This window comes from Holdemania filiformis, assembly GCF_003459085.1.
Lineage (GTDB): Bacteria > Bacillota_I > Bacilli_A > Erysipelotrichales > Erysipelotrichaceae > Holdemania > Holdemania filiformis.
Genome location: NZ_QRUP01000013.1, coordinates 76,860 through 99,772 on the forward strand (window position 1 = coordinate 76,860; position 22,913 = coordinate 99,772).

19 protein-coding genes are annotated in these 22,913 nt (G+C 49.2%); 17 read left to right on the plus strand and 2 right to left on the minus strand.

The annotated features are described in order from the left end of the window. The first annotated feature begins 3 nt into the window (after window positions 1-3). The 13 genes from gcvPA to DWY25_RS11170 all read left to right on the plus strand — a co-directional run bounded on the left by gcvPA (window position 4) and on the right by DWY25_RS11170 (window position 17,259). Complete coding sequence (gene gcvPA / locus DWY25_RS11115; protein WP_117895290.1) at window positions 4-1,326, plus strand: aminomethyl-transferring glycine dehydrogenase subunit GcvPA; 1,323 nt, start codon at window positions 4-6, stop codon at window positions 1,324-1,326. After that, a complete protein-coding gene (gcvPB, locus tag DWY25_RS11120; RefSeq protein WP_117895291.1) occupies window positions 1,323-2,753 on the plus strand; it encodes an aminomethyl-transferring glycine dehydrogenase subunit GcvPB in 1,431 nt (476 codons plus the stop codon). The genes gcvPA and gcvPB overlap by 4 nt, the downstream gene beginning before the upstream one ends. A 4-nt stretch (window positions 2,754-2,757) precedes the next feature. Next, complete coding sequence (locus DWY25_RS11125; RefSeq protein ID WP_181981797.1) at window positions 2,758-3,753, plus strand: lipoate--protein ligase; 996 nt, start codon at window positions 2,758-2,760, stop codon at window positions 3,751-3,753. After that, entirely contained in the window at window positions 3,744-5,093 is a 1,350-nt protein-coding gene (locus DWY25_RS11130) for a dihydrolipoyl dehydrogenase family protein (protein ID WP_181981798.1), read from the plus strand. The genes DWY25_RS11125 and DWY25_RS11130 overlap by 10 nt, the downstream gene beginning before the upstream one ends. A 147-nt stretch (window positions 5,094-5,240) precedes the next feature. Beyond that, window positions 5,241-6,743: an IMP dehydrogenase gene (locus DWY25_RS11135; RefSeq protein WP_006060786.1), complete on the plus strand. Its 1,503-nt coding sequence runs from the start codon at window positions 5,241-5,243 to the stop codon at window positions 6,741-6,743. Between the two features lie 181 nt (window positions 6,744-6,924). Then, window positions 6,925-8,232 carry a glutamine-hydrolyzing GMP synthase gene (gene guaA, locus DWY25_RS11140; protein ID WP_117895294.1) on the plus strand — a complete coding sequence of 436 codons (1,308 nt, stop codon included), beginning with the start codon at window positions 6,925-6,927 and terminating at the stop codon, window positions 8,230-8,232. A gap of 340 nt (window positions 8,233-8,572) precedes the next feature. Next, entirely contained in the window at window positions 8,573-8,695 is a 123-nt protein-coding gene (locus DWY25_RS18110; RefSeq protein ID WP_462439531.1) for an Arm DNA-binding domain-containing protein, read from the plus strand. Window positions 8,696-8,734: 39 nt separating this feature from the next. After that, on the plus strand, window positions 8,735-9,661 hold the full coding sequence (locus DWY25_RS11145) for a tyrosine-type recombinase/integrase (protein WP_462439532.1): 927 nt from the start codon (window positions 8,735-8,737) through the stop codon (window positions 9,659-9,661). A gap of 147 nt (window positions 9,662-9,808) precedes the next feature. After that, window positions 9,809-10,813, plus strand: a complete 1,005-nt coding sequence (locus tag DWY25_RS11150; protein WP_117895295.1) for a hypothetical protein — start codon at window positions 9,809-9,811, stop codon at window positions 10,811-10,813. After that, a complete protein-coding gene (locus DWY25_RS11155) occupies window positions 10,810-12,267 on the plus strand; it encodes an ATP-binding protein (protein ID WP_117895296.1) in 1,458 nt (485 codons plus the stop codon). The genes DWY25_RS11150 and DWY25_RS11155 overlap by 4 nt, the downstream gene beginning before the upstream one ends. 38 nt (window positions 12,268-12,305) lie before the next feature. Beyond that, window positions 12,306-13,706 (plus strand): ATP-dependent nuclease, encoded by a 1,401-nt coding sequence (locus DWY25_RS11160; protein ID WP_117895297.1) that lies wholly within the window; start codon window positions 12,306-12,308, stop codon window positions 13,704-13,706. Between the two features lie 152 nt (window positions 13,707-13,858). Continuing rightward, on the plus strand, window positions 13,859-15,097 hold the full coding sequence (locus tag DWY25_RS11165; protein ID WP_117895298.1) for an amidohydrolase family protein: 1,239 nt from the start codon (window positions 13,859-13,861) through the stop codon (window positions 15,095-15,097). A 56-nt stretch (window positions 15,098-15,153) separates the two neighbouring features. Beyond that, window positions 15,154-17,259, plus strand: a complete 2,106-nt coding sequence (locus DWY25_RS11170; RefSeq protein ID WP_117895299.1) for a LamG-like jellyroll fold domain-containing protein — start codon at window positions 15,154-15,156, stop codon at window positions 17,257-17,259. A gap of 313 nt (window positions 17,260-17,572) precedes the next feature. Here the strand turns inward: DWY25_RS11170 and DWY25_RS11175 are convergent, their stop codons facing one another. Continuing rightward, complete coding sequence (locus DWY25_RS11175) at window positions 17,573-19,165, minus strand: hypothetical protein (protein WP_117895300.1); 1,593 nt, start codon at window positions 19,163-19,165, stop codon at window positions 17,573-17,575. A gap of 286 nt (window positions 19,166-19,451) precedes the next feature. Beyond that, on the minus strand, window positions 19,452-20,009 hold the full coding sequence (locus DWY25_RS11180; RefSeq protein ID WP_117895301.1) for a DUF5662 family protein: 558 nt from the start codon (window positions 20,007-20,009) through the stop codon (window positions 19,452-19,454). 141 nt (window positions 20,010-20,150) lie between these two features. On the opposite strand from DWY25_RS11180, the gene nusB reads away from it, so the two are divergent. Genes nusB through DWY25_RS11200 form a run of 4 tightly spaced genes read left to right on the plus strand, consistent with a single transcriptional unit; the run spans window position 20,151 to window position 22,913 of the window. Beyond that, entirely contained in the window at window positions 20,151-20,528 is a 378-nt protein-coding gene (gene nusB, locus DWY25_RS11185; protein WP_039865145.1) for a transcription antitermination factor NusB, read from the plus strand. Further along, window positions 20,525-21,856, plus strand: coding sequence for an exodeoxyribonuclease VII large subunit (xseA, locus tag DWY25_RS11190; RefSeq protein WP_117895302.1), 1,332 nt, complete (start codon window positions 20,525-20,527; stop codon window positions 21,854-21,856). Before nusB ends, xseA begins: the two co-directional genes overlap by 4 nt. After that, window positions 21,853-22,074: an exodeoxyribonuclease VII small subunit gene (xseB, locus tag DWY25_RS11195; RefSeq protein ID WP_006060764.1), complete on the plus strand. Its 222-nt coding sequence runs from the start codon at window positions 21,853-21,855 to the stop codon at window positions 22,072-22,074. The genes xseA and xseB overlap by 4 nt, the downstream gene beginning before the upstream one ends. Next, a complete protein-coding gene (locus tag DWY25_RS11200) occupies window positions 22,071-22,913 on the plus strand; it encodes a polyprenyl synthetase family protein (protein WP_117895303.1) in 843 nt (280 codons plus the stop codon). The genes xseB and DWY25_RS11200 overlap by 4 nt, the downstream gene beginning before the upstream one ends.

The following is a 22,913-nucleotide window of genomic DNA, read 5'->3' on the forward strand; positions in this document are numbered from 1 at the left end:
CCCATGAGCGATTACATTGCATCCAGCCCGGAAGAATTGCAGGCGATGCTCGATTCGCTGGGGCTTAAAGATTTAGACGCTTTAACCGGGCATCTGCCCGAAGCGGTACTTTTAAAAGAAGACGGCTGGGATCTGCCGGAGGGCATGAGTGAATTTGAAGCGTTGGCGAAGCTGAAGAAAATGGCCTCGCACAACCGGATTTATGAAGATCTCTACCGCGGGGCGGGCGCTTACCGCCATTACATCCCGAGTCTCGTCAACGCACTGTCCAGCCGCGGCGAGTTTCTGACGGCGTACACGCCGTATCAGGCGGAAATGAGTCAGGGACTGTTGCAGTCCATTTTTGAATATCAGACGATGATCTGCGAGCTGACGGGCATGGACGTCAGCAACGCCAGCGTGTATGACGGCGCGACGGCCGCGGCTGAAGCCTTGCTGATGTGCCGGGATCCGAAGCATCGCCGTGTGCTGGTGCCGGCGTCGGTGCATCCGCAGATCCTGCAGGTGATCCGGACGTACGGCGAAGCCTACGGTATGGAAATCACTGTCTTGGAATGTCCGCACGGCGTGCTGGAAGAAAGCGTGCTGCGGGAAGCGCTGAGCGAGGATATCGCCTGTCTGCTTTTGCAGCAGCCGAACTATTTCGGTTTAATTGAAGACGCAGAAACGCTGTTTGCAGCGGCGGCGGAGAAAAAGGTAAAAGGGATTCTGCACATCAATCCGATCGCTGCGGCGTTGCTGCCGTCAGCGAAGGAAGCCGGCGCTGTGATCGCGGTCGGCGAAGGCCAGCCGTTAGGCATGCCGCTGAACTTCGGCGGGCCGTATCTGGGCTTTATGGCCAGCGTATCGGCGATGATGCGCAAGCTGCCCGGCCGGATTGTCGGCCAGAGTACCGATCACGAAGGCCGGCGGGCTTACGTTCTGACCTTGCAGGCCCGTGAACAGCACATCCGCCGGGAAAAGGCCAGTAGCTCGATCTGTTCCAATCAGGCGTTATGCGCGCTGAGAGCGGCGATCTACTGCAGCGCGATGGGGACGGAAGGCATCGAACAGGTCGCCGCGCACTGTGTCAGCAACGCCCACTATTTAGCGCACGAGCTATGTGAAAAAACTAAGCTCAGGCTGAAATATCCCGGCGAATTCTTCCATGAATTCGTAACGGTCAGCGAGGTACCGAGCGGCGTGCTGCTCAAACATCTGGAAGATCACGGCATCCTGGGCGGACTGCCGCTGAGCGATCACGAGATTCTGTGGTGCGCGACGGAAGTGAACAATAAGGAAAATATGGATCATCTGGTCGAACTGATCGGGGAGGTGGCCGCATGAGCCAGCTGATTTTTGAACGCGGAACCCAGGGACATCGGGGCGTGGCGCTGCCAAAGCTTCAGGTTCCTGCGTATACTTTAAAAACAAAACTGCGCGCTGAGAAACCGCAGCTGCCTTCGGTCAGCGAACTGGAGGTCGTGCGTCATTACACCGAATGTTCCCAGCGTGTCAAAGGCGTTGATCACGTCTTTTATCCATTAGGCTCCTGCACGATGAAATACAATCCAAAAGTCAATGAAGACGCGGCCAACCTTGAGGGCTTTACGGCGATCCATCCGCTGGCGCCGGAAGAGGACGTGCAGGGCTGTCTGGAAGTTGTCGCAACGCTGGAAAAATATCTGACGCAGATCACCGGCATGGATGCGTTCTGCTTCCAGCCGGCCGCGGGCGCGCATGGCGAATTCAGCGGCCTGATGACGATCCGCAACTATTTGAAACGCCATCATGAAGATCAGCGCACCGTCGTGTTCGTGCCGGATTCCGCTCATGGAACCAATCCGGCCAGCGCGGTGATGGCGGGCTTTACGGTCAAGCAGATTCCAAGCAACGCGGAAGGCAACGTCGATGTGGAAGCGTTGCGGGCGATGGCGGATGAAACGACCGCGGCGCTGATGCTGACGAATCCAAACACATTGGGGCTGTTTGAAAAAGATATTATGGAAATCACAAAAATCATTCACGACGCCGGCGGTCTAGTTTATTACGACGGCGCGAATCTGAACGCGATCATGGGCATTGCGCGTCCAGGCGATATGGGCTTCGACGTCGTCCATTTGAATCTGCATAAGACGTTCTCCACGCCGCATGGCGGGGGCGGACCGGGCAGCGGGCCGATCGGCGTCAAGCGCCATTTGATTCCCTATCTGCCGTCGCCGCGGATCGAAAACGGACGGATTCATGAAGACTGTCCGGAAAGTTTAGGCCGGATGAAAATGTTCTACGGCAATTTCGGCGTCATGGTCCGGGCTTTAACCTATGTCATGATCTTAGGCAAGGAAGGGCTGCGCCGGACAAGTCAGGTCGCGGTGCTCAACGCCCGCTATCTGGAACATGAACTGAGCCGGAACTACGATATGGCGATTGACCAGCCGTGCATGCATGAATTCGTTATGACGCTGAAACGTCAGCACCACGACCTGGGTGTCAGTGCGATGGATATCGCCAAAGGGATGATCGACCGCGGCATCCATCCGCCGACGATGTATTTCCCGCTGATCGTGGAAGAAGCGCTGATGGTGGAACCGACGGAAACCGAACCAAAGGGAGTGCTCGATGAAGCGGTGCGCGTGCTGAGTGAACTGCTTGACTTGGCGGCCAGCGATTCGCAGGCACTGCGGGCGTGTCCAACGACGACGCCGGTCGGCCGGATCGATGAGGTCCAGGCGGCCCGGCATCCGATTCTGCGCTGGCAAAAGGGAAACGAATAGCAAAATGCTGTATTTTACAGAGGGTCAGACTTTTGACCCTTACTTTAATTTAGCGATGGAGAAGTGGCTGTGCGATCATCTCGACGGCCGGCGAATTCTCTATCTGTGGCAAAACGAGCATACCGTTGTCATCGGCAAAAACCAGAATCCGCTGAAGGAATGCCGGCTGGCGGCGCTGAAGCAGGACGGCGGCTTGTTAGCCCGGCGCTGTTCCGGCGGCGGGGCCGTCTATCACGATCTGGGCAACCTGAACTTTACGATGTTGGTTCCCAACGATCAGTTTGATCTGCATCGGCAATGCTCCGTGCTTTTGCAGGCTGTGCGTCAGTTCGGGGTGGACGCGCAGTTTTCAGGCCGCAACGATCTGACGGCGCAGGGCCGGAAATTTTCCGGCAACGCCTTTTATCACGGGCCCCACGGCAGCTTTCATCACGGTACGCTGCTCGTCGATACGGACAGCGAGAAAGTGGCCAGATACCTGAAGGTATCCGCCGCGAAGCTGAAAGGCAACGGCGTCGATTCCGTCCGTCAGCGCGTCATCAATTTAAAGGAATGCGCGCCAAAGATGACGATCAGCCAGCTGAAAACCGCGTTGCGGGAAGCGATGGAACAGGTTTATGGAGAACCGGGAACGATGTGGGAATGGACGCCGGCGCAGATTGCGGAAATCAAAGCGCTGGCTCAGTTTTACCGCAGCGACGCCTGGCTGTTTCCAGAGAAATTCCAGGCTGATTTATGCTTGGAGAAACGTTTCGGCTGGGGGGAGATCCAGGCGCAGCTGCAGCTGCAGTCTCAGCGTATCTGCGCCTGCCGGCTGTATACCGACGCGATGGATGCGGCGGCGATCACGGAGCTGGAAGCTTTGCTTCATGATTGTCCGCTGACGTCCCAGGCGCTGCAGAAACGTGCTTTATCCGCAAGTCCGCACCATCCGCTGATCCCGGAATGCATTGCATGGATCAGTCAAGAAATAGAAGGGCAGGAAGCAAAATGGGATTAAAAACCGAGCTTGTGATTCTCGGCGCCGGCCCGGCCGGCTATGAAGCGGCAATTCACGCCGCTCAATGCGGCATGCAGGTCGTGCTGATCGAAAAAGACCAGGTCGGCGGCACATGTCTTAACCGCGGGTGCATTCCGACCAAGAGCCTGTTATACCAGGCGCATCAGCTGCGGATTGCGGCGCAGTACGCCAAGATCGAGATCGACGGCGAAGCGCTGCGGCTGCAGAAGGAAGACACCGTGGCGAAGCTGCAGAAGGGAATTGCCCAGTTGATCAAAGGCAATTCAATCCAGTTTCTTCATGGCGAAGCGAAAATTACCGGCCCGCAGACGGTCAGTGTGAATGATGAGACTATTGAAGCTGAGCATATTTTGATCGCGACCGGCTCCCGGACTTCAGTTCCGCCGATTCCGGGAATTGAACTGGCGATGACCTCGGACCAGGTGCTGCAGTGGGATCGTCCGCTGCCGCAGCAGGCTGTGATTATCGGGGCCGGCGTGATCGGCCTGGAATTCGCGGATTTATTATTGGATCTGGGGGTTGGGGTAACGCTGTTGGAAGCTGCTCCGCGGCCGTTGATTCAGGCGGATCGAGAAATCGCGCAGAATCTTCAAATGATCCTCAAGCGCCGGGGTGCGCAGCTGCATTGCGGCATTACGATTACCCAGATTCATGAAAACGCCGTAGACTATAGTGAAAAAGAAAAACCGATGCGCGCGGAAGGGGAATGGATCATCGCCGCAACCGGACGCAAACCGGTGTTATGCGAGTGCGCGCAGGCGCTGGCGCAGGAGCGCGGCCGTTTGATCACGGATGCCTGCGGCCGGACGTCGGTTCCTACGATTTATGCCGCTGGGGATGTGACCAGCCGGATTCAGCTTGCGCATCTGGCCAGCGCGCAGGCGATCAATGCGGTGGATACGATGCTGGGGCGCTCGCCGCAGTTTGATCTGAACTGCGTGCCGTCATGTCTGTACACCCATCCGGAAGCGGCGTGGGTCGGCTTGTCGGAGGAAGAAGCGCAGGCGCAGGGGTTATCGGTCATCGTGGGCAAGACCAGCACCTTAAGCAATTCCAAATCCATGATTGAGCAGGCGCCGCGCGGTTTTGTCAAACTGATTGCCGACGCAGCCACCCGTCAGTTGGTTGGCGGAGTGATTGCCGGAGCGCATGCCAGCGACTGGATCGGCACGGTAGCCCAGGCCGTCAGCCAGCATTTGACGATTGACGACTGCCAGCGCGTGATCATGGCTCATCCAACCTGGAGCGAAGCGCTGCACGAAGCGCTGATGGACTTTGATCAGCATGCCATCCATACCTTATATAAACGTACAAAATAACGAAAAGGCGGGCTTTCTTTTACCGGAGGACCGCCTTTTATCGTAAGAATTGTAAAAATTTTCAAAACGGATCATTTAATCCTTTACTTTGGGGCACAATTTCATTATAATCATGGATAATACAAAAAGGGAAAAGGAGCGAATACTATGGCATATTACTATGATCAACCGTCTCATACCTTCAGCGAATACCTGTTGGTTCCGGGCTATTCTTCCAGCGAGTGCATCCCGACGTCTGTCAGCCTGAAGACGCCGTTAGTCAAGTTCAAGAAAGGTGAAAAACCGGCGATCGAAATGAACATCCCGATGGTCAGCGCGATCATGCAGGCGGTGTCTGATGACCGGATGGCGGTGGCGCTGGCAAAGGAAGGCGGCGTTTCGTTCATCTTTGGATCACAGTCGATTGAAAGTCAGGCGGCGATGGTTGCCCGCGTGAAAAATCACAAGGCCGGCTTTGTCGTCAGCGATTCCAACATTACGCCGGATATGACGCTGGCACAGGTTCTTGAACTGGTCGAGGAAACAGGACATTCCACGATGCCGGTCACTGAGGACGGAACTGCCAACGGACGCTTAGTCGGCATGGTTACCAGCCGCGATTACCGGGTTTCCCGGATGGCGCCGGAAACCAAGGTTGCGGACTTCATGACGCCGTATGATAAATTGATCGTCGGTCATGAGAGCGATACCTTGTCGGACTGCAACGATCTGATCTGGGAACACAAGCTGAACCAGCTGCCGATCATCGACGAGAATCAGCACCTGTTGTATCTTGTTTTCCGTAAGGATTATGCCACACATAAAGAAAATCCAGACGAGCTCCTGGATTGCCACAAGCGGTATATCGTCGGCGCGGGCATCAACACGCGCGACTATGCAGAGCGTGTTCCGGCGTTAGTGGAAGCGGGCGTCGACGTGCTGTGCATCGATTCCTCGGAAGGCTTCAGTGAATGGCAGAAGCGCACGATTTCCTGGATTCGCGCGAAATACGGCGATTCCGTTAAGGTTGGCGCAGGCAATGTCGTCGACCGCGAGGGATTCCGGTTCTTAGCGGAGAGCGGCGCAGATTTCATTAAAGTCGGCATCGGCGGCGGTTCCATCTGCATCACCCGTGAAACCAAAGGCATCGGCCGCGGTCAGGCGACAGCGGTCATCGAAGTTGCAAAAGCCCGTGACGAATATTTTGAAGAGACCGGAATTTACATCCCGATCTGCTCGGACGGCGGCATCGTTTACGATTATCATATTACCTTAGCGTTAGCGATGGGCGCGGATTTCGTCATGCTGGGACGGTATTTCAGCCGTTTTGAAGAATCGCCGACGACGAAGCTGATGGTCAATGGCACCTATGTCAAAGAGTATTGGGGCGAAGGCAGCAACCGCGCCCGCAACTGGCAGCGCTACGATTTGGGCGGCGCTCAGAAGCTGAGCTTTGAGGAAGGCGTCGATTCCTATGTTCCGTATGCCGGAACGTTGAAGGAAAACGTCACGCTGACGTTGTATAAGGTGAAATCGACCATGTGCAACTGCGGGGCGCTCTCGATTCCTGAGCTGCAGCAGAACGCCCGGCTGACCCTGGTTTCCGCGACCTCGATTGTCGAAGGCGGGGCGCACGACGTCATTGTCAAAGACAAGAGTTCGATGAAATAAGCTTTTCCCTTACCTTGAGTGAAAGATCGGAAACCTCCGGTCTTTTTCTAAAGGAGTTAGGGGATCAAGATAAGTTGGCAAAATTCAAAAGTTGGTAAGAAAGGCAATCGGCGATTGCAAAGAAACACGAATTTTGTTACATTAGGACTGGAATAAAAAGGAAGTCGAAGGAGGAACAGCGATGAAACAGGATATGATTTTAATTTTAGATTTAGGCAGTGATGAAAATACCGTACTGGCGCGGATGATCCGTGATCTGGGCGTCTACAGCGAGATTAAACCACATGATATCACGGAAGAAGAACTGACGAAGCTGGATAATGTCAAGGGGATCATCCTTAACGGTGGCCCGCTGAACATCGTCGACGGTAAGGCGATTGAAGTTCGTGATTTTATCTATAACGCAGGCGTTCCGGTGCTGGCGGTGAATTATGCGGCGGCCAAGGGTGAGCATTGCCTTGATCAGTGGCCGATGGAGGAAGATGCGATGCGAGCGGTCGTGAATTCCTTCTTGTTTGACACTTGCCATGCGGAAGCGAATTGGAATATGAAAAACTTCGTTGCCGACCAGATCGAATTGATCCGGCGTCAGGTCGGGGATAAAAAGGTGCTGCTTGCGTTGTCCGGGGGCGTTGATTCTTCGGTCGTCGCAGCGTTGTTGATCAAAGCGATCGGCAAGCAGCTGGTGTGCGTACATGTCAATCATGGCTTGATGCGCAAGGGTGAATCGGAAAGTGTAATTGAAGTGTTCCGCAATCAGATGGATGCGAACTTGATTTATGTGGATGCGTGCGAACGGTTCTTAACGAAGTTGGAAGGGATAGCGGATCCGGAACAGAAACGTAAAATTATCGGTGCTGAGTTCATCCGCGTGTTTGAGGAAGAAGCGCGCAAGCTGGAAGGGATTGACTTTTTGGCGCAGGGCACGATTTATCCGGATATCGTGGAATCGGGTACGAAGACGGCGAAGGTCGTCAAGTCGCATCACAATGTCGGCGGTCTGCCGGAAGACATGAAATTCGACTTAGTAGAACCGTTGTATTATCTGTTCAAGGACGAAGTCCGGGCATGTGGTCTGGAACTGGGCTTACCGCACGACATGGTCTTCCGTCAGCCATTCCCGGGGCCGGGACTGGGTGTCCGGTGTCTGGGCGCGATCACAAGAGAACGGCTGGAAGCGGTGCGGGAATCGGATGCGATCCTGCGCGAGGAGTTTGCGAAGGCGGGACTGGATAAGAAAGTTTGGCAGTATTTCACGATTGTTCCGGATTTCAAATCGGTGGGCGTCAAGAACAATGCGCGTTGCTTTGAGTATCCGGTGATCATCCGCGCGGTCAACACGATCGACGCGATGACCGCTTCGATTGAACAGATCGACTGGCCGGTGCTGACAAAGATCACGGATCGGATTTTAAAGGAAGTCAAGAACGTGAACCGGGTCTGTTATGATTTGTCGCCGAAGCCATGTGCGACGATTGAGTGGGAATAAGGGTCAAAATTCTCTCAGTTCTCTGAGGTATCGTAAAGCCTCATTTTTCTCATAAAAGATTGATTTATCGCGCGTTTTCTCCGTATTCTCAAAAATCGGATAAAATGCTGTGGTCAATTTGATACCAAAAACAGAATAAATTCAAGTGGCCTTATAGTATATCCGCTCACCCTTATGCGAGTAAAGGTGTGCGGATTTTTTGCATCATAATAGGCTTTCGGAGAAAAAAGAACCGATTTTGTAACGCTTCCTGCCGTCCCAGAGAAATTATTTGGTACTGTAAAAAAGTTGTGCCAAGTGGCTTTGGGGTCAAGTATATGAATTCACAAGAAAGCTTTTTATGGGAGCTTACAAAGACAAAGGCGGTTGTTGGTACGTGTACGTCCGCTACAAAAACTGGTTGGGAGAAGCATTACGAAAAACGAAGCGAGGATTCACCACCAAACGAGATGCGTTGGCATGAGAACGAGAATTTCTGCAGAAATCCGCAGGAAGCTTGGTCATGACCTTTGCATCCTTCTACGAGGCCTATCAAAATGACTTAAAGAATCGGCTACGAAAAAACACATGGGTAACAAAGAGCAGTATTATCGAAAAGAAGATTCTCCCTTACTTTGGTGACAAGCGTGTGCGGGATGTTCGACCGATTGACATTCTGCATTGGCAAAATACGATTATGAAGACGAAGGATGAAAACGGTATGCCCTATTCACCGGTGTATTTCAAGACGATTCATAATCAGCTCAGCGCCATGTTCAATCATGCTGTGCGATTTTATGGATTACCCGACAACCCTGTCGCCAAAGCTGGTAATATGGGTAAGGAGAAATGCGGCGAAGTTCTGGTTTGGACAAAGGAAGAATGTCTGCAATTCATTGCAGTTCTCAAGGATAAGCTGATGTCCTTCTATGCCTTTGAAACACTCTACTGGTGCGGATTGCGGCTGGGAGAAATGCTGGCATTAACTCCTGCAGACTTTGATTTTGAACGAAAGATAATCCATGTCACCAAATCCTTTCAAATCATCAAAGGCGAGGATATTATTACGTCGCCAAAGACAGAGAAAGGCATCCGCTGTGTCCTTATGCCGGACTTCTATGCCGACGAAATGGCAACCTATATCGAAACACTGCATCTTGCAGAAAATGACCGTATCTTCCCGTTCACAAAATCTTATCTGTACCATGAGATACGCCGTGGCTGTTCTGCCAGCGGAGTAAAGCGCATACGCATCCACGACATCCATCATAGCCACATCAGCTTGTTGATTGATACGGGCTTCAATGCCGTTGCCATCGCAGAACGGGTGGGGCATGAGAGCATTAATATTACTTATCGGTATGCGTATGTGTTTGCGTCAACTCAGCAAGAAGTTGACGCAAAACTCGACGAATTGATTGTCAAAAATGCGGATCGCATTGAAAAATGACGACTTTTGTGGTATAATTTATCAACGGTGGGCTTTGGCCCAGTCAAGTCAACCGTGTGGAAGGGATTCCATGCGGTTTTTGTTTTCTTTGAATAACAGACTCATAATTATTCCATATACAGATAAATAACGAAGGAGGAACTGAGCATGGCTAAAGGTTCTAATGCTAGTCCGGAAGTGTTTGGCTTTGATTTTCAGGTCAACGCCACTATTTTCCTGTTATTAGATAATATAAGAGAAGTAAAAACAGTTCGCATGGAAGGAGCCTCTGAAGATATTGAACTGACCATGAATGATGGAAAACAAATCATGGCTCAGGCGAAAGGTATAGTAAAAGGCAGTAGTGATTTTTCAAATGTGAGAAGAAATCTTCGAAAAGCAATAGGTACGCTCTCTTCTGCCGATAACAAGTCGGTAGAAGAATTGATCCTTATCACCAATTCTAAGAACCCGTTGAAGGAGGACACTTCTAAAGGCTTCTTCTATGGTCCTCCAGCGGTAGTAGGCTATAACGATTTGTCTGATGAAGCAAAGAAAGTAATTGATGATATTATTGAACGACTCGGCGTGCTGTTTGATAAGAATAAGTTTCAAATATACTATTTTATGTTTGAAACAAATAATTTGAAGACACGATATGCGGTTATTGAAGAGAAGATTAGAGATTTCATCAATCAGCTAAACTTAGGACAGATTATAAGTGCAACCGAGCTAATGCAAGTATGGCAGAATGATCTATTTCACAATGGTTCTCAAACCGATACAGCAATTAAGTTGAATAAAAAAGAAGTTGTATGGCCAGTAATAGTTCTGACTTTGGATAAGCACATACCTTCTGAGTACATTGATGAATATGATCAAGGACTTATAAATGAGGTTACAACCCAGTATTCCTATCTCATTAACTCTATAATTGAAAGATATGATCTCATAACGAAAATTCTGTTTGACTATAATTCATCGTATGATACTTTGTCGATGAAGGAACGTACTCGCACATTTATAAAGGATAGGTGGCAGGATTATATCTCTGTTTTTTCTCTTGAATCATTAAACACCGAAGTTCAGGAAGCGATTACAAAAATAATCCTCGCAAAAGTGATTCACCAAAGATATTTAATCGATAATATCAGCAGAGAGGTGTCGTTATGAAAATCAAATCAATATACATTTCTCAAGGTTTATTTTGCACAGAACGTTCTTTTGAACCAGGATTTAACCTTATTTTCAGCGAAAAGAACAGTACCGGTAAAACGACACTTATACGTTGTATTCTATACGGACTTGGTTATGCGGTTCCGGGGACAAAGAAGTTTAATATTGAGACCTGCAGTATAAGGGTTGTCATTGAAAAAGATGACGGGACACTTTTAGTGCTTAACAGAAACACATCTGATTCCATAGAACTCACAGAAGGCGATACTCAGAATTCGTATGCTCTTCCGGTGCAGACCAAGGAACTGCATGAAAAAATCTATGGAACCGACAACGAAGATATACTCAATAATTTGCTTGGAGCCATATATGCTGATCAAGAAAAAGGATGGACCCTGTTGAATCGCGGAAAAGCAATAGCCGGTGTACATTTCAACATTGACGAACTGATTCGAGGTTTGTCTGGTAGAAACTGCGCGGATATATTATTGCGAAAGAAAAAAATAGAGGAAAATCTCAAGAAGTATAAGCAGATATTGAATATTGCGGAGTACAGAGAATCTATCGCATTTGCCAGCGGTTCGTTTACGCGGGACAGCTACAATCGTAAAAGGTTGTTAAAACTGGATCAGTTTCGAGTTGAGAGAGATGTGTTAAAAAAAGAAATCAAGCGTTTGGATGAAAATATCAAGAATAACAAAAAGGCCATCGAGTTAATTGATAACATGAAGCTGGTAATCAGATTGGACAGTGGCGAGGAGATTTGCGTTACTCGTGATATGGTTGTTGGTGCAACTGATAGTATTGATCTCCTTCAGGCAAAGAAGAAATTGCTTATTCCAAGATTGGAACGAATCCTTAAAGAGATAGAAACTTTGGAGCTTGAGATTAAGGAAGAAGAACAACAATTAGCCCTGTTTCCAACTGAATCATTGGCAGATGTCTTTGATCGTAAGATGACCGATGTTGATATTAGTCCTATTGATGTGAAAAGAGTGATCAGCGACCTGGAAAAAGAGAGAAAAGCGTTGGGAGATCAGATTTCTCAATTTACGAATGACAGCAATGATGTGACCCAGTCTATGATAAAAACTGTGCAGAAATACATGGGTGAGCTTGGGGATTCTGAGGCAGAAAAGATGACTTGGAGATATCTTTTTACAAGCAATCTTAAAGAACTGTCGGGTGCGATACTTCATAAAACTGTATTCTCGTTCCGCCTGGCTTATATTATCGAAATAGAAAAAGCACTTGGGATCAAATTGCCGATTCTTTTGGATTCTCCAAAAGGCAAGGAAGTAGACGATATAAACATTGGTAAGATGATGCAGATTCTTCAGCGTGATTTCCCCAATAATCAAATTATCATTGCTTCTATCTATCACTATGTACCGAACGAGCATGTGATTTTGTTGGAAGGTCAACTACTGGATAAGACTATAGAAGCGTAAAGAATGTGACGTAAGGGTTCATAATAGGAGGTTAACATATGATTGACAGTCTTACAATACATGGACTTAGAGGGTTTGGCGAAAAAAAGACAATTCAATTTGCTGTTCCAAACGGTCAGTTCGGTAGTGGCATTACTATCTTAGTGGGTGCGAATAACTCTGGAAAAACCACTATCTTGGAGGCACTTCGTTCTTTTAATTCATCAAAAGACAATCCTCCGTCTTTTTCCGAAAGGAAAAGGAATAGTAAATGCGAAAATGGAAAAGTACATCTCTTTTTACAGACAACTGACATTGGAGATTACAGAATTGATACAATAAATGGCGGTGGTAGCTCTACAACTATGTCCAAAGTCGGAGCAGATGAGAGCACATGGTTTGATGGGCCCAGAGTGTTTGTACTTCAATCAAGGCGCTTCGTTGATTATGAATTTGGTCAGAATTTTATGGAACGATCTGATTATCTTCGAAATCAACAAGCAAACATTCACAATAGAACATCATCTATATATGAATTCAATGCTCGGCTATTTAAGATGCAAAAAAACAAAGAAGCATTTGATCCAATTCTAAAGCAAGTTCTTGGATATGACCTAGAGTGGACAATAGAGCAAAATGATAATGGAATGTTTTATCTTAAATTAATAATAAATGGATGTACTCATAGTAGTGAAGGACTTGGTGATGGCATATGGAGCGTATTTACTATATGCGATGCACTATATGACTCAGAACAAAATAGCACAATAGCTATAGATGAGCCAGAACTATCTCTCCATCCAGCATATCAGAAAAGAATTCTTCAATTGTTCAAGGAATATGCGAAAGATAGACAAATTATAATCAATACCCATTCACCTTGTTTTGTTGATATGAATTCATTGGTTAATGGCGCCTATCTCTATCGCACGATCAAAAACGAGAATGGAGATATAGATGTTTTCCATCTTTCGAATGAATCTCAAAAAAGCATTGAAGGGTTTCTAAAAAACATAAATCAGCCTCATACTTTGGGTACTGAAGCAAGAGAAATGTTCTTCCTAGAAGATAGAATCATTATTACAGAAGGACAAGAGGATGTGATTATGTATAGCAAAGCTGCAGATATCGTAGATTTGCAGTTAAATGGCACGTTTTTTGGATGGGGATCTGGAGGTTCCTCAAATATAGCTAAAATAGCAACAATTCTAAAAGATTTGGGTTATAAAAAGGTTGTTGCCATTTTTGATGGGGACAAGCCTAATGATTTGGAAAAATTTAAAGATCAATTTCCCGAATATGAAGGATTAATTATCTCTGCACCAGATGTAAGAGATAAACCAAGTGTAAACAAGCCAGAAAAATTAGGTATGATGACGCAAGGTGGTGACTTGAAGGACGAGTATAAAGATGAGATAACCTTATTGTTTGCCAAGATTAACTCGTATTTTCAGAATTAGTATATTAGTCAACTCTATATATAGAATGGTTATGAGAGGGTAAGTTATGGGTAACAATGAATATAGCCGAAGGCATAGCTTGAAATGTAATCATATCGATTTTCTACGAGATTCAAATCGAGCAATCACAAAATAAAAAAAGAGGAAATTCTATGAAATTAAAAAATGCTTGGTATCTCAATGAGGAGGATCACTTAATTCAAGGTGATTTAGTTATTCATCAGGATCAGATCGCTGAGTTCTGCAATGACTTAGAAGAACTGGATTGCAGTCATCTGTTAGTTCTTCCCGGTATGGTCAACGCCCACTTTCACGGTACCAGCACCATCACGCGCGGCTTGTTTATGGATATGCCAGTGGCGCAATGGCTCAACGACACGTCGCAGGGACAGCTTCAACAACGATTTATCAATGCGTTAAACCGTTGCACAGAAGAAGAAAAGATTCAACTATCGCTGTATGAATATATATCGATGCTAAAGCAAGGCGTAACGACCGTTTTTGACTGCCGCTTGTTTCAACAAGATTACCAAGCCAAGAAAAGAGCTGGCGAGCTGTGCGGAATCCGTCTGACGTTGGAAGCGGACGATCCATCTCTATTAGAAGATCGGCCACTGTTGAAAGCAGCGCTGCCGTTGCCGGAGGAAAGCAGCTGGTCACAGGATCGCTGCAGTCAAGCACAGTTCTGGAAACAAAATCATCCGCAGACAATATTCAAAGCGCATTGCATGGAAACGGATCTGGCCGCCGAGGCCATTCGATCCAAAGGCTATCAACATACGATTGAAGCTTATGCTCAAGCTGATCTGCTCGATGAACACAGCGTTCTCATTCATAACTGTAAAGCTCCGGCAGAGGCGATCCAGCTTGCCGCAAAACGAGGCGCACGGATGATCAACTGTCCAATCTCCAATCTAAAGTCGCAGAACGGCGTCAGTCCGCTGAAAATGATGCTTGATCAGGGGATTGAAATCGGGTTGGGCACAGATTGGGGAAGACTGCAGTTTATGGATGTTATGAAATGTGAGTATCTGCTTCTGCGGGATCAACATGTTCTCAATCCAGCGCAAATCGTCTGGAAAATGGCGACCGAGTGGGGCGCGCGCTGCTGCGGGTGGCCGGAAACCGGCCTTCTGAAGCCTGGAATGCAGGCAGATCTCATTTTTATCCGAATGGACGAGCCGGATTTTCAGCCGCTGATCAGCACTCCGCAGTTCAGCGACGTCCTGCAGAATTGGGTCCTCGACGGCCGTTCTGAATGGATCGAACATGTCATGGTCGCCGGGCAATGGAAAGTCAAAAATCGGAAAGTTTGCGTTCTTAACGAAGCTGAGCTTGTTGCCCGACAGCGGCAGCTGATGAAGAAACTGATATCGGAAACCTTGAAGTAAGCATGGTGTTCATGCTTATTTTCTTGTATACTAAAAGATAAGAAAATAAGAAAGGAATGATTTCTCTGTCAATCTTGAACAAAATGATCCTTTCACTGCTGAGTCTCTGTCTGCTCGGCGGTTGTCAGAAAAACCCAAAGACAACACACGTGGCCGATACCAGTCTGGCGGCGGATACTGCGGAGGTCGAATATTACAACTCAACGAAAGCTCCGGAATGGACATGGCGCGAAGGGATTAAAATGGATGCCTATCTTTTAACCAGCGACGCGGAGCATACGATGGAAAGCACGATCCTGAACGGCAGCGATACCGCGACCCTCAGCTTCTGGATCAAGCCGTCGACAAACGTTCCGGATCTGCCGCTGATCTCCGTAGTCAACGAGCAGCAGGAAATGATGAAGCTGACCAACCTGACGGCCCGGGAAGACGGAACTTTGCAGGGAATGGCGCTGCAGATGAAAGCCGAAGGGCAGGAACAGTGGCTGATTTCCAACAGCGAATTTACGCTGAATACCCATCGTTACAATCAAATTGTGATTGTTTTTGAAGGAACGCAAGCAACGGTCTATCTCAATGGACAGGCGGCAATGACAGGGCAAATGGGTGCTTCGATCAATCAGATCGAAAAATCTTGGCTTGTCGTCGGCAAGGATGCGATTGCTTACGGCGATTGCATGGAAGGACAGTTTCAGGATTTTCAGATTCGGAAAAAAGCCCTGAGCGCTTCAGAAATCGAAGATGAGTTCGACCGTTTTTATCCAGAGGTATTGCTCAGTGAAATCACCATTCCGAATGCGGAAGATCTGCGAGAAAACCTGACGCTGTATCCTGAGGTGGACAGTCAGTACGAAGCTCAATGGACCAGCAGCAACCCAGCTTTTTTGAAAGTCGAAAACAATGAAGGTGTGATCACCGTTCCAACTCCGGAACAGGGAGATCAACAGATTACGCTGACGCTCTCAACTAAAATCAAAAACCGTCAGTTCCAACGCGACTTCCCGATCACAATCCGGGCCCAGACGCCGGCAACCCGCTTGCTTCGGGATGTCAAAGCGCTGCCGATTACATTGGGCACATTGCTGAATGCGGGGAGTCCGCTGCCAACTGTGGGCGAAAATGACAGCGTGATCGAATGGAAGGTGGTTTCAGGTGAAATTCGATTGGAAAACAATGTTCTGATCAAAATAAATCCGGAAGACGAACGTGTGCCGGTTCAACTGGAAGCGACGCTCCGGCAGGGGGATCAGCAGGAAACGGTGACGATCGAAGCCGTTGTGCTTGACGCTTATGCCGGTTATATCTTATCGTATTTCAACGGCGATCTCGGTAAGGAAACGGGAAAGCTGGCGTACAGTCTGGACGGTCTGCACTGGACTGATTTGAATCAGGGACAGGCCATTCTGACCAGTAAGCTGGGAACCGGACGGGTCCGCGACCCGTTTATCGGCCGCGACGCCGAAGGTCAATTTGTGATTCTGGCGACGGAAGGGTATGATAATCCTTCGATCTATGTCTGGAAAAGCGAAGACCTTGTAAATTTAAGCGATCATGGATTGCATCGGATCGCCTGGTTCGATAAAGGACTGTACAGCACCGGAAGCCGGGCCTGGGCGCCGGAAATGACGTATGATTTCGTTGCCGGGGAGTATGTGATTTATTATTCCGATGCGCAGGATCCGAAAAGCGGATCCATGTTTGCGGTGACAACCCAGGATTTTGAAACCTTTACTTATCCCAAATCATTGTTCAATCCGGGCTATAAAGTTATCGACGGCACAATCCTGCGCATGCATGGTCAGTATTGGATGCTTTATAAAGATGAACGTGAGGCGGCGCAGACGATCTTCTATGCGGGCACCCAGGATCTGACTGCGGGGTTTACGCGCCGTTATGATGATTTGTTCATCTATAACCGCAAGTATATTGAAGGACCGTTTACGCTGCCGTCACTGCATGAGTCCGGCGTTTTCTATCTGTACGTAGACAATTACCCGAATCAGCGTTTCTATGTCGCCCGCTTTTCCCAATTAGGAGAAGACGCTGATTTTGAGTGGCTCGCAGAAGGCGACTATACGCTGCCCAACAACGACGTCCGGCATGGCTCCGCGATCCCGGTAACGCAGAAAGAACTCGATCGCATTCTGCAAGCCTATTCCTGATTTTTAACGGTCAGGGATTGAACAGGACAGCTGAGATCGCCGCGAATCCGCGTTGGACAGTTTAATTTTAATTCATCCATGTTCTAATGAAAAACGTTTCTTACTCGAGCCCTGGCTTCAACCGGGACTGATTTAAGAAACGTTTTTCTGTAACAGCGGAAAGATCAAAGTTCCGTCTTCTTCTCTGATCTTTTGCTTCGCTTTTCGTATTTCATGTAGGCCTTCCTTGCACCGCAAGTCTTCCTTTTACCAGATCAGGCAAGTGATAACAAGTTGTCATTCTTTGCCCCGGAAGGAAAGGGTCTTCGACACTTTAAGCTAATCCGAATTCTCTCCAGACGGATAAAATTGTACTGTGACTGTGACCGGTTAATCGGCCGGCCTCTCTGGCAGACAGAAGCGGATGATCCAGTTTCATCTGACAGATCGTCTGAATATCGCAATCTTTAATTTTCTTTTTAGACGTGGAAATTTTATTATTTTTGTTTTGTTTCTCTGTCTGTTCGTCGTAGAGCCCGCTCTGTTTCAAAATCCGGTAAACCGCATGACGCTCCATGCCGACAAGCTCAGCTATTTCCTGAGTGGAGGCTTGCGGACGATCCTTTTTCAGCTGGCAGATCTTTTCATTCCGCGCTTGGGTCCGATGATGATAACGGGCCTGCTGCCGCTTTACGCCCAGCTTTCGTTCCTTCTGACTATTATAAATTCCGGCGTTGACCTGGACTTCTTTTACTAAATCCCGGCTGACGCCGAAGTGTTCCGCCAGGGCCCGTACTGACATTTCAGGATTTTTAACGCTCATTTCCAGGATGTTCAGTTTTTCTGATTTCCACGCGGCTTTTGTGAGTTCGATCCAATCCAGACCAGCCAGATCGCATTTCAGGATTTGAGAAAGTGAGGAGCGAAGCAGATCAGCTTTGATCGCTTCGGTTTCGCTTTTCTTACAGTTAATTTCAAGATAGCGCTCAGCGGTGATGCCATGGTCCAGGGCCAGCTTTCTTTTTTGCGCGTCGTTCACTTTGTTTTTCTTTAACGTATTCTTAAAATAACCAGTGCCTTCCTCATAATGCTGCTTTCCATGCGCTTCCAGGATCACGCCGAAATCCGGCAGATAGAAATCATAGGAAAACGACTGCGCCCAAGGCAGCTCTTTTCTGGAAGCTTCCTGGATATAATGAATTCTAAGATAATCCAGCACGGATTTAATCAGCCGGTGCGGAAAGGAGCGCCCGACAGACCAAGAACAGGCGCAGCCGATGGAATGCGTATGATGCAGCGTCGAAATCGCAATCGCTTTTTCGCGCACGTTACCGCAATAGGGACAACGGAAGCGAAGCTTTTTGTTTTGCCCGCGGGTGTATTGTCGGGCTTCGTCTTCACCGCCGGGGAAAAAGGGGATCATCCAGCGATCGGTTTGAGCGATGGAACGCTTGCCGGACAGAGGCGAATACCGGCAGCGTCCGCAGGCACAGCTTTTTGGCGGCAGGACTCGTTCTTCCGCCATCCAGGTTTTAGCGCCGCACCGCGAACACAGGATCAGAACTTCGCGCTGCGTCATCCTGGAATTGGATTTTAAACGCCCGCGGCGCTGATCTATAATCGTATAATCCCGCCGGGTGTCCGCAAACCGCTGCCCCAGCGACGTAACAAAATCGAAATGGCGAGTTTGAAGGATCCTGCCTAAAATACAATGCTTGACGGAGCTAGCCGGCACCGCGGGAATAATCCGGCCGGCATACAGGATATCCAGCACCGCTTCGCCATGATTTCCTTTTCCAGCCCGCAGGATCGTCAGCAGGCCCTGTTGATCATCATACTGAAAGGGAATGTCATAGCCTTCCGACTGATTCCAGGCTATGAAATGACGCGCATCGCGGGGGAGTCCGGATAAATCAACAGAGCGCATGGGATCACCTCGCTTTTATCCAACGGATTGTTTCTGATATAGAACTTAACTGTAAATAAAAAGAGATTTACGGAACAGTCTGCGCTTAAAATCCTAATGAAAGCGGAATGCTGAAAGCAAAGCAATGGGGGAAGGGCGGCGCACTGTTTCTTTAGGAATGTATCTTTTTTGCCGGAAGAACGGTCTTCAACAGGAAGAAAAGCGGCTGTTCTGCGCCGCTTGCTTGTCCTCTGTAAAAATCTGTTAAACAAGCGATCAAGCCTTTAAAACATGAATTCAAAATACTTTAAACAACCTCCGAGCGCCGCAAATCCTGCTGAATTTTCTTAAATGCCGCGTCGATCCCGAAATCTCTAACCCATTCCAAATACTGCTGAAGCAGCGCTGCGGTATGCGGATGCATGAACTGCTTGTCGCTGCCCTGAAGGAAATACTCAATCGGCGAAGCGTTTGTATACTTCTCTTTCTGATACGTCTGACACGCTGCGATCCGGTCGCAGACCATCTCTGCGACATACCGCTTCGGCATTTCCACGCAAAATAAGCCTTGACATTGCTTGTTCCGATCAATCCAATACTCCCAATGATGCTTGTTATGCCCTTTGTGATGCAGCCAGCCCTCGGAATAGCCTTTGGCTTCTTTTTCGGCGTCGATCGGCGAGCGGTAGCCTTGGAAATAACGAACTCCCGCCCAGAATTCAACCGGGCTGTATTTCGACAGATCATGAAGCAGACCCTGCTTGATCAAGCCCATTTTAAAGCACAGCCGCGTCACCCGCAGCTTGTGCAGCGTAATCGTCTTTAAATGTCCCCAGAAACGTGCGGGGAATGAGGAAGAACGCATATCGATCCTTCTTTCTGTTCTGTTTTCCATTCTATAGGAATGTTAAAAAAAAGGCAAATCAAAAGTCCGCAAAAAGGCATGAGAAAGAGTTTCACCAAACCGTTTTTCATGCTAAAATAATACAATGAGCGGAGGGTTAACATGAACCGACATAGTTGTAGAGAAAAAGCGATGATCTGTTTGTATCAGCATCGTCTGCTGAACAAACCGATGGATGAAATCATTGAGGAAGTCATGGAGATGAAAACCGGAGAGCTGGATGATTTCAGCCGGATTCTGATCCTGGATACCCTGGACAATGAAAACCGATATATCCAATACATTAACGAAACCTTAAAGGATTGGAGCTTCGAGCGCTTAGGCGTTCTCGAACAGGCGATCCTGCTGATGGCATGCAGCGAACTGGATCACCAGACGGCCTCGGCAGCGATCATCATTGATGAAGCCGTGCGGTTAGCGAAAGATTACTGCGACGACGAAGCCTACCGATTGATCAACGGCGTTCTGGACAGAATATGAGAAACCGGCAGCTGAGCGTCAGCGCCTTAGTCCGGTATCTGAAAGGCAAGCTGGATCAGGATCCGCTGATTCAGCGTGTGATCGTTGCAGGCGAGATTTCCAATTTCACAGCCCATCGCAGCGGTCATTGGTATTTTACATTAAAGGATGAGAAATCACGCATCAGCTGTGTGATGTTTGCTTCCAATGCGGCCCGCTGCAAGTTTATTCCCAAGGAAGGCGACTCCGTGCTGGTGCAGGCCAACACGTCGATCTTTGAAGCCAGCGGACAGCTTCAGCTTTATGTTACGGCGATGAAGCCGACCGGTTTAGGCGATTTGTATTTAAAATATGAAGAATTGAAACGCAGGCTGCATGAGGAAGGTCTGTTCGATCCGGCCCGGAAAAAACCGCTGCCCCAGTATCCGATGCGGATTGTCGTCATCACTGGAAAAAACACCGCGGCGCGCCAAGACGTTGTTACGACGCTGGCCCGGCGCTGGCCGATTGCCCAGGTGAGCGAAGTCCCCGTGTTGGTGCAGGGGGAAGGCGCGGCCGCACAGATCTGCGCAGCGCTGCGGCAGGCGGACACGTTAGGCTTTGACGTCATGATCTTAGCCCGCGGGGGCGGATCGATTGAAGACCTGTGGTCGTTCAATGAAGAATGCGTAGCCCGAACGATGGCCGGTTTGCAAACACCGGTAATCTGCGGCGTCGGTCATGAAGTCGACGTCACGATTGCCGATCTGGTCGCTGACCGGCGGGCTCCGACGCCCACTGGCGCGGCTGAGATGGCAACGCCGCAGTTAGCGGAGGTGCAGAGCCATTGCCTGCGCCAGCGGCAGCAGCTGATCTATCTGATGAATCAGAAACTGCGTCAGCAGCGCCAGCGTTATCAGCAGCAGGTTGAAAGCCGGATCTTTCAGGATCCGATGAGTCTGCTTCAGCCGCTTCAGATGCGGCTGGATTACGACAGTTCACGGCTGCAGAACACAACCCAGCGGATCCGCGGCCAGCGGGCCCGGCTGGATCAGCTGAGCGCGGTTTTGTTAAACCAGACCTCGCGTCAGGTCCATCTTCAGCAGCAGCGCTTAGGACAGCTGCGGCTGAATCTGAATCACCATGAGAAACAACAGCTGATGCTTCGCCAGCAGCAGCTGAAAGAAAAGATCCGGCTGCTGGACGCCTATTCCCCGTTAAAGATTCTGGGGCGCGGCTACGGTCTGATCGCTCAGAACGGGCATTTAGTCCGTTCTATCCAGGAAGTTAATATCAACGAGGAGCTGCGAATCCGGCTGCATGACGGTCAGATCCAGGCCCTTGTCAAGGAAAAGGAGGAACAAGCATGAGTGAAAAGCCGACGTTTGAACAGTCAATGGACCGGCTGGATCAGATCGTTTCGCTGTTGGAACGCAATGAAATCGCGTTGGAACAAGCGATCGGATTGTTTGAGGAGGGCCTGAATCTAGTTCAGGATCTCGATACCCAGCTGCAGGGATATGAAAATAAGGTACAGGAACTGATGCTGCGGCATCAGCCGAAAGAAAGTCAGGATGAAAACTTATGATGAATGAATTTGAAGCATTCCTGCAGCGCCAGTGCCGGCTGCTGAAACATTCCGAGGTCAGCGAAGCCATGGAATATTCGCTGATGGGCAAGGGAAAACGGCTCCGTCCGCAGCTGTTGTTCGCGGTCGCGGAGGGTTATGGGCTATCAGCGCAAGCGGGCTTTATGGCTGCCGGAGCGCTGGAAATGATGCATACGTATTCCCTGATTCACGACGATCTGCCGGCAATGGATAACGACGATTACCGCCGGGGCCGCAAGACGTGTCATAAACAGTTTAACGAAGCGACGGCGATCCTGGCCGGCGATGGTTTGCTGACGCAGGCCTTTGCCTTAGCCGCCAACAGCAGCAACGATCCGGTCAAAGCGTTAAAAATCGTAAAGGAGCTGGCCTCGGCCGGCGGAGCGGAAGGCATGATCTTAGGTCAGATCAAGGATCTGGAGGCGGAAAACAGCCAAGCTGTGACGCTGGAACAGCTCAAAGAAGTCCATTTGTATAAAACCGGCTGTCTGTTTACTGCGCCGCTGGTCATGGGCGCGATTCTGGCCGGTCAGGATGCGGCCATTCCGCAATGGCGGCGGATCGGTGCTTTAATGGGTTTGGCCTTTCAGATTCAGGACGATATCCTGGACGTCACCAAGAGCAGCAAGGAGCTGGGAAAATCAGCCAGTGATCTGGATAACAAAAAATCGACTTATGTCACTTTATTGGGGTTAGGTCAGGCGCAGGATGCGATGACCGAGGTTTACCGTCAGACGCGCGATGCGATCCGTCAGATGAACCTGGATACGCAGCGGTTGATCGCGATTCTGGACGCGATGGAATTCCGTCAGTATTAA

What these genes read in the sequence shown, in the direction of transcription:
- gcvPA (WP_117895290.1), top strand. Translation starts at nt 4, where the DNA reads ATGAGCGATTACATTGCATCCAGCCCGGAAGAATTGCAGGCGATGCTC.
- gcvPB (WP_117895291.1), top strand. Translation starts at nt 1,323, where the DNA reads ATGAGCCAGCTGATTTTTGAACGCGGAACCCAGGGACATCGGGGCGTG.
- DWY25_RS11125 (WP_181981797.1), top strand. Translation starts at nt 2,758, where the DNA reads ATGCTGTATTTTACAGAGGGTCAGACTTTTGACCCTTACTTTAATTTA.
- DWY25_RS11130 (WP_181981798.1), top strand. Translation starts at nt 3,744, where the DNA reads ATGGGATTAAAAACCGAGCTTGTGATTCTCGGCGCCGGCCCGGCCGGC.
- DWY25_RS11135 (WP_006060786.1), top strand. Translation starts at nt 5,241, where the DNA reads ATGGCATATTACTATGATCAACCGTCTCATACCTTCAGCGAATACCTG.
- guaA (WP_117895294.1), top strand. Translation starts at nt 6,925, where the DNA reads ATGAAACAGGATATGATTTTAATTTTAGATTTAGGCAGTGATGAAAAT.
- DWY25_RS18110 (WP_462439531.1), top strand. Translation starts at nt 8,573, where the DNA reads ATGGGAGCTTACAAAGACAAAGGCGGTTGTTGGTACGTGTACGTCCGC.
- DWY25_RS11145 (WP_462439532.1), top strand. Translation starts at nt 8,735, where the DNA reads ATGACCTTTGCATCCTTCTACGAGGCCTATCAAAATGACTTAAAGAAT.
- DWY25_RS11150 (WP_117895295.1), top strand. Translation starts at nt 9,809, where the DNA reads ATGGCTAAAGGTTCTAATGCTAGTCCGGAAGTGTTTGGCTTTGATTTT.
- DWY25_RS11155 (WP_117895296.1), top strand. Translation starts at nt 10,810, where the DNA reads ATGAAAATCAAATCAATATACATTTCTCAAGGTTTATTTTGCACAGAA.
- DWY25_RS11160 (WP_117895297.1), top strand. Translation starts at nt 12,306, where the DNA reads ATGATTGACAGTCTTACAATACATGGACTTAGAGGGTTTGGCGAAAAA.
- DWY25_RS11165 (WP_117895298.1), top strand. Translation starts at nt 13,859, where the DNA reads ATGAAATTAAAAAATGCTTGGTATCTCAATGAGGAGGATCACTTAATT.
- DWY25_RS11170 (WP_117895299.1), top strand. Translation starts at nt 15,154, where the DNA reads ATGATTTCTCTGTCAATCTTGAACAAAATGATCCTTTCACTGCTGAGT.
- DWY25_RS11175 (WP_117895300.1), bottom strand. Translation starts at nt 19,165, where the DNA reads ATGCGCTCTGTTGATTTATCCGGACTCCCCCGCGATGCGCGTCATTTC.
- DWY25_RS11180 (WP_117895301.1), bottom strand. Translation starts at nt 20,009, where the DNA reads ATGCGTTCTTCCTCATTCCCCGCACGTTTCTGGGGACATTTAAAGACG.
- nusB (WP_039865145.1), top strand. Translation starts at nt 20,151, where the DNA reads ATGAACCGACATAGTTGTAGAGAAAAAGCGATGATCTGTTTGTATCAG.
- xseA (WP_117895302.1), top strand. Translation starts at nt 20,525, where the DNA reads ATGAGAAACCGGCAGCTGAGCGTCAGCGCCTTAGTCCGGTATCTGAAA.
- xseB (WP_006060764.1), top strand. Translation starts at nt 21,853, where the DNA reads ATGAGTGAAAAGCCGACGTTTGAACAGTCAATGGACCGGCTGGATCAG.
- DWY25_RS11200 (WP_117895303.1), top strand. Translation starts at nt 22,071, where the DNA reads ATGATGAATGAATTTGAAGCATTCCTGCAGCGCCAGTGCCGGCTGCTG.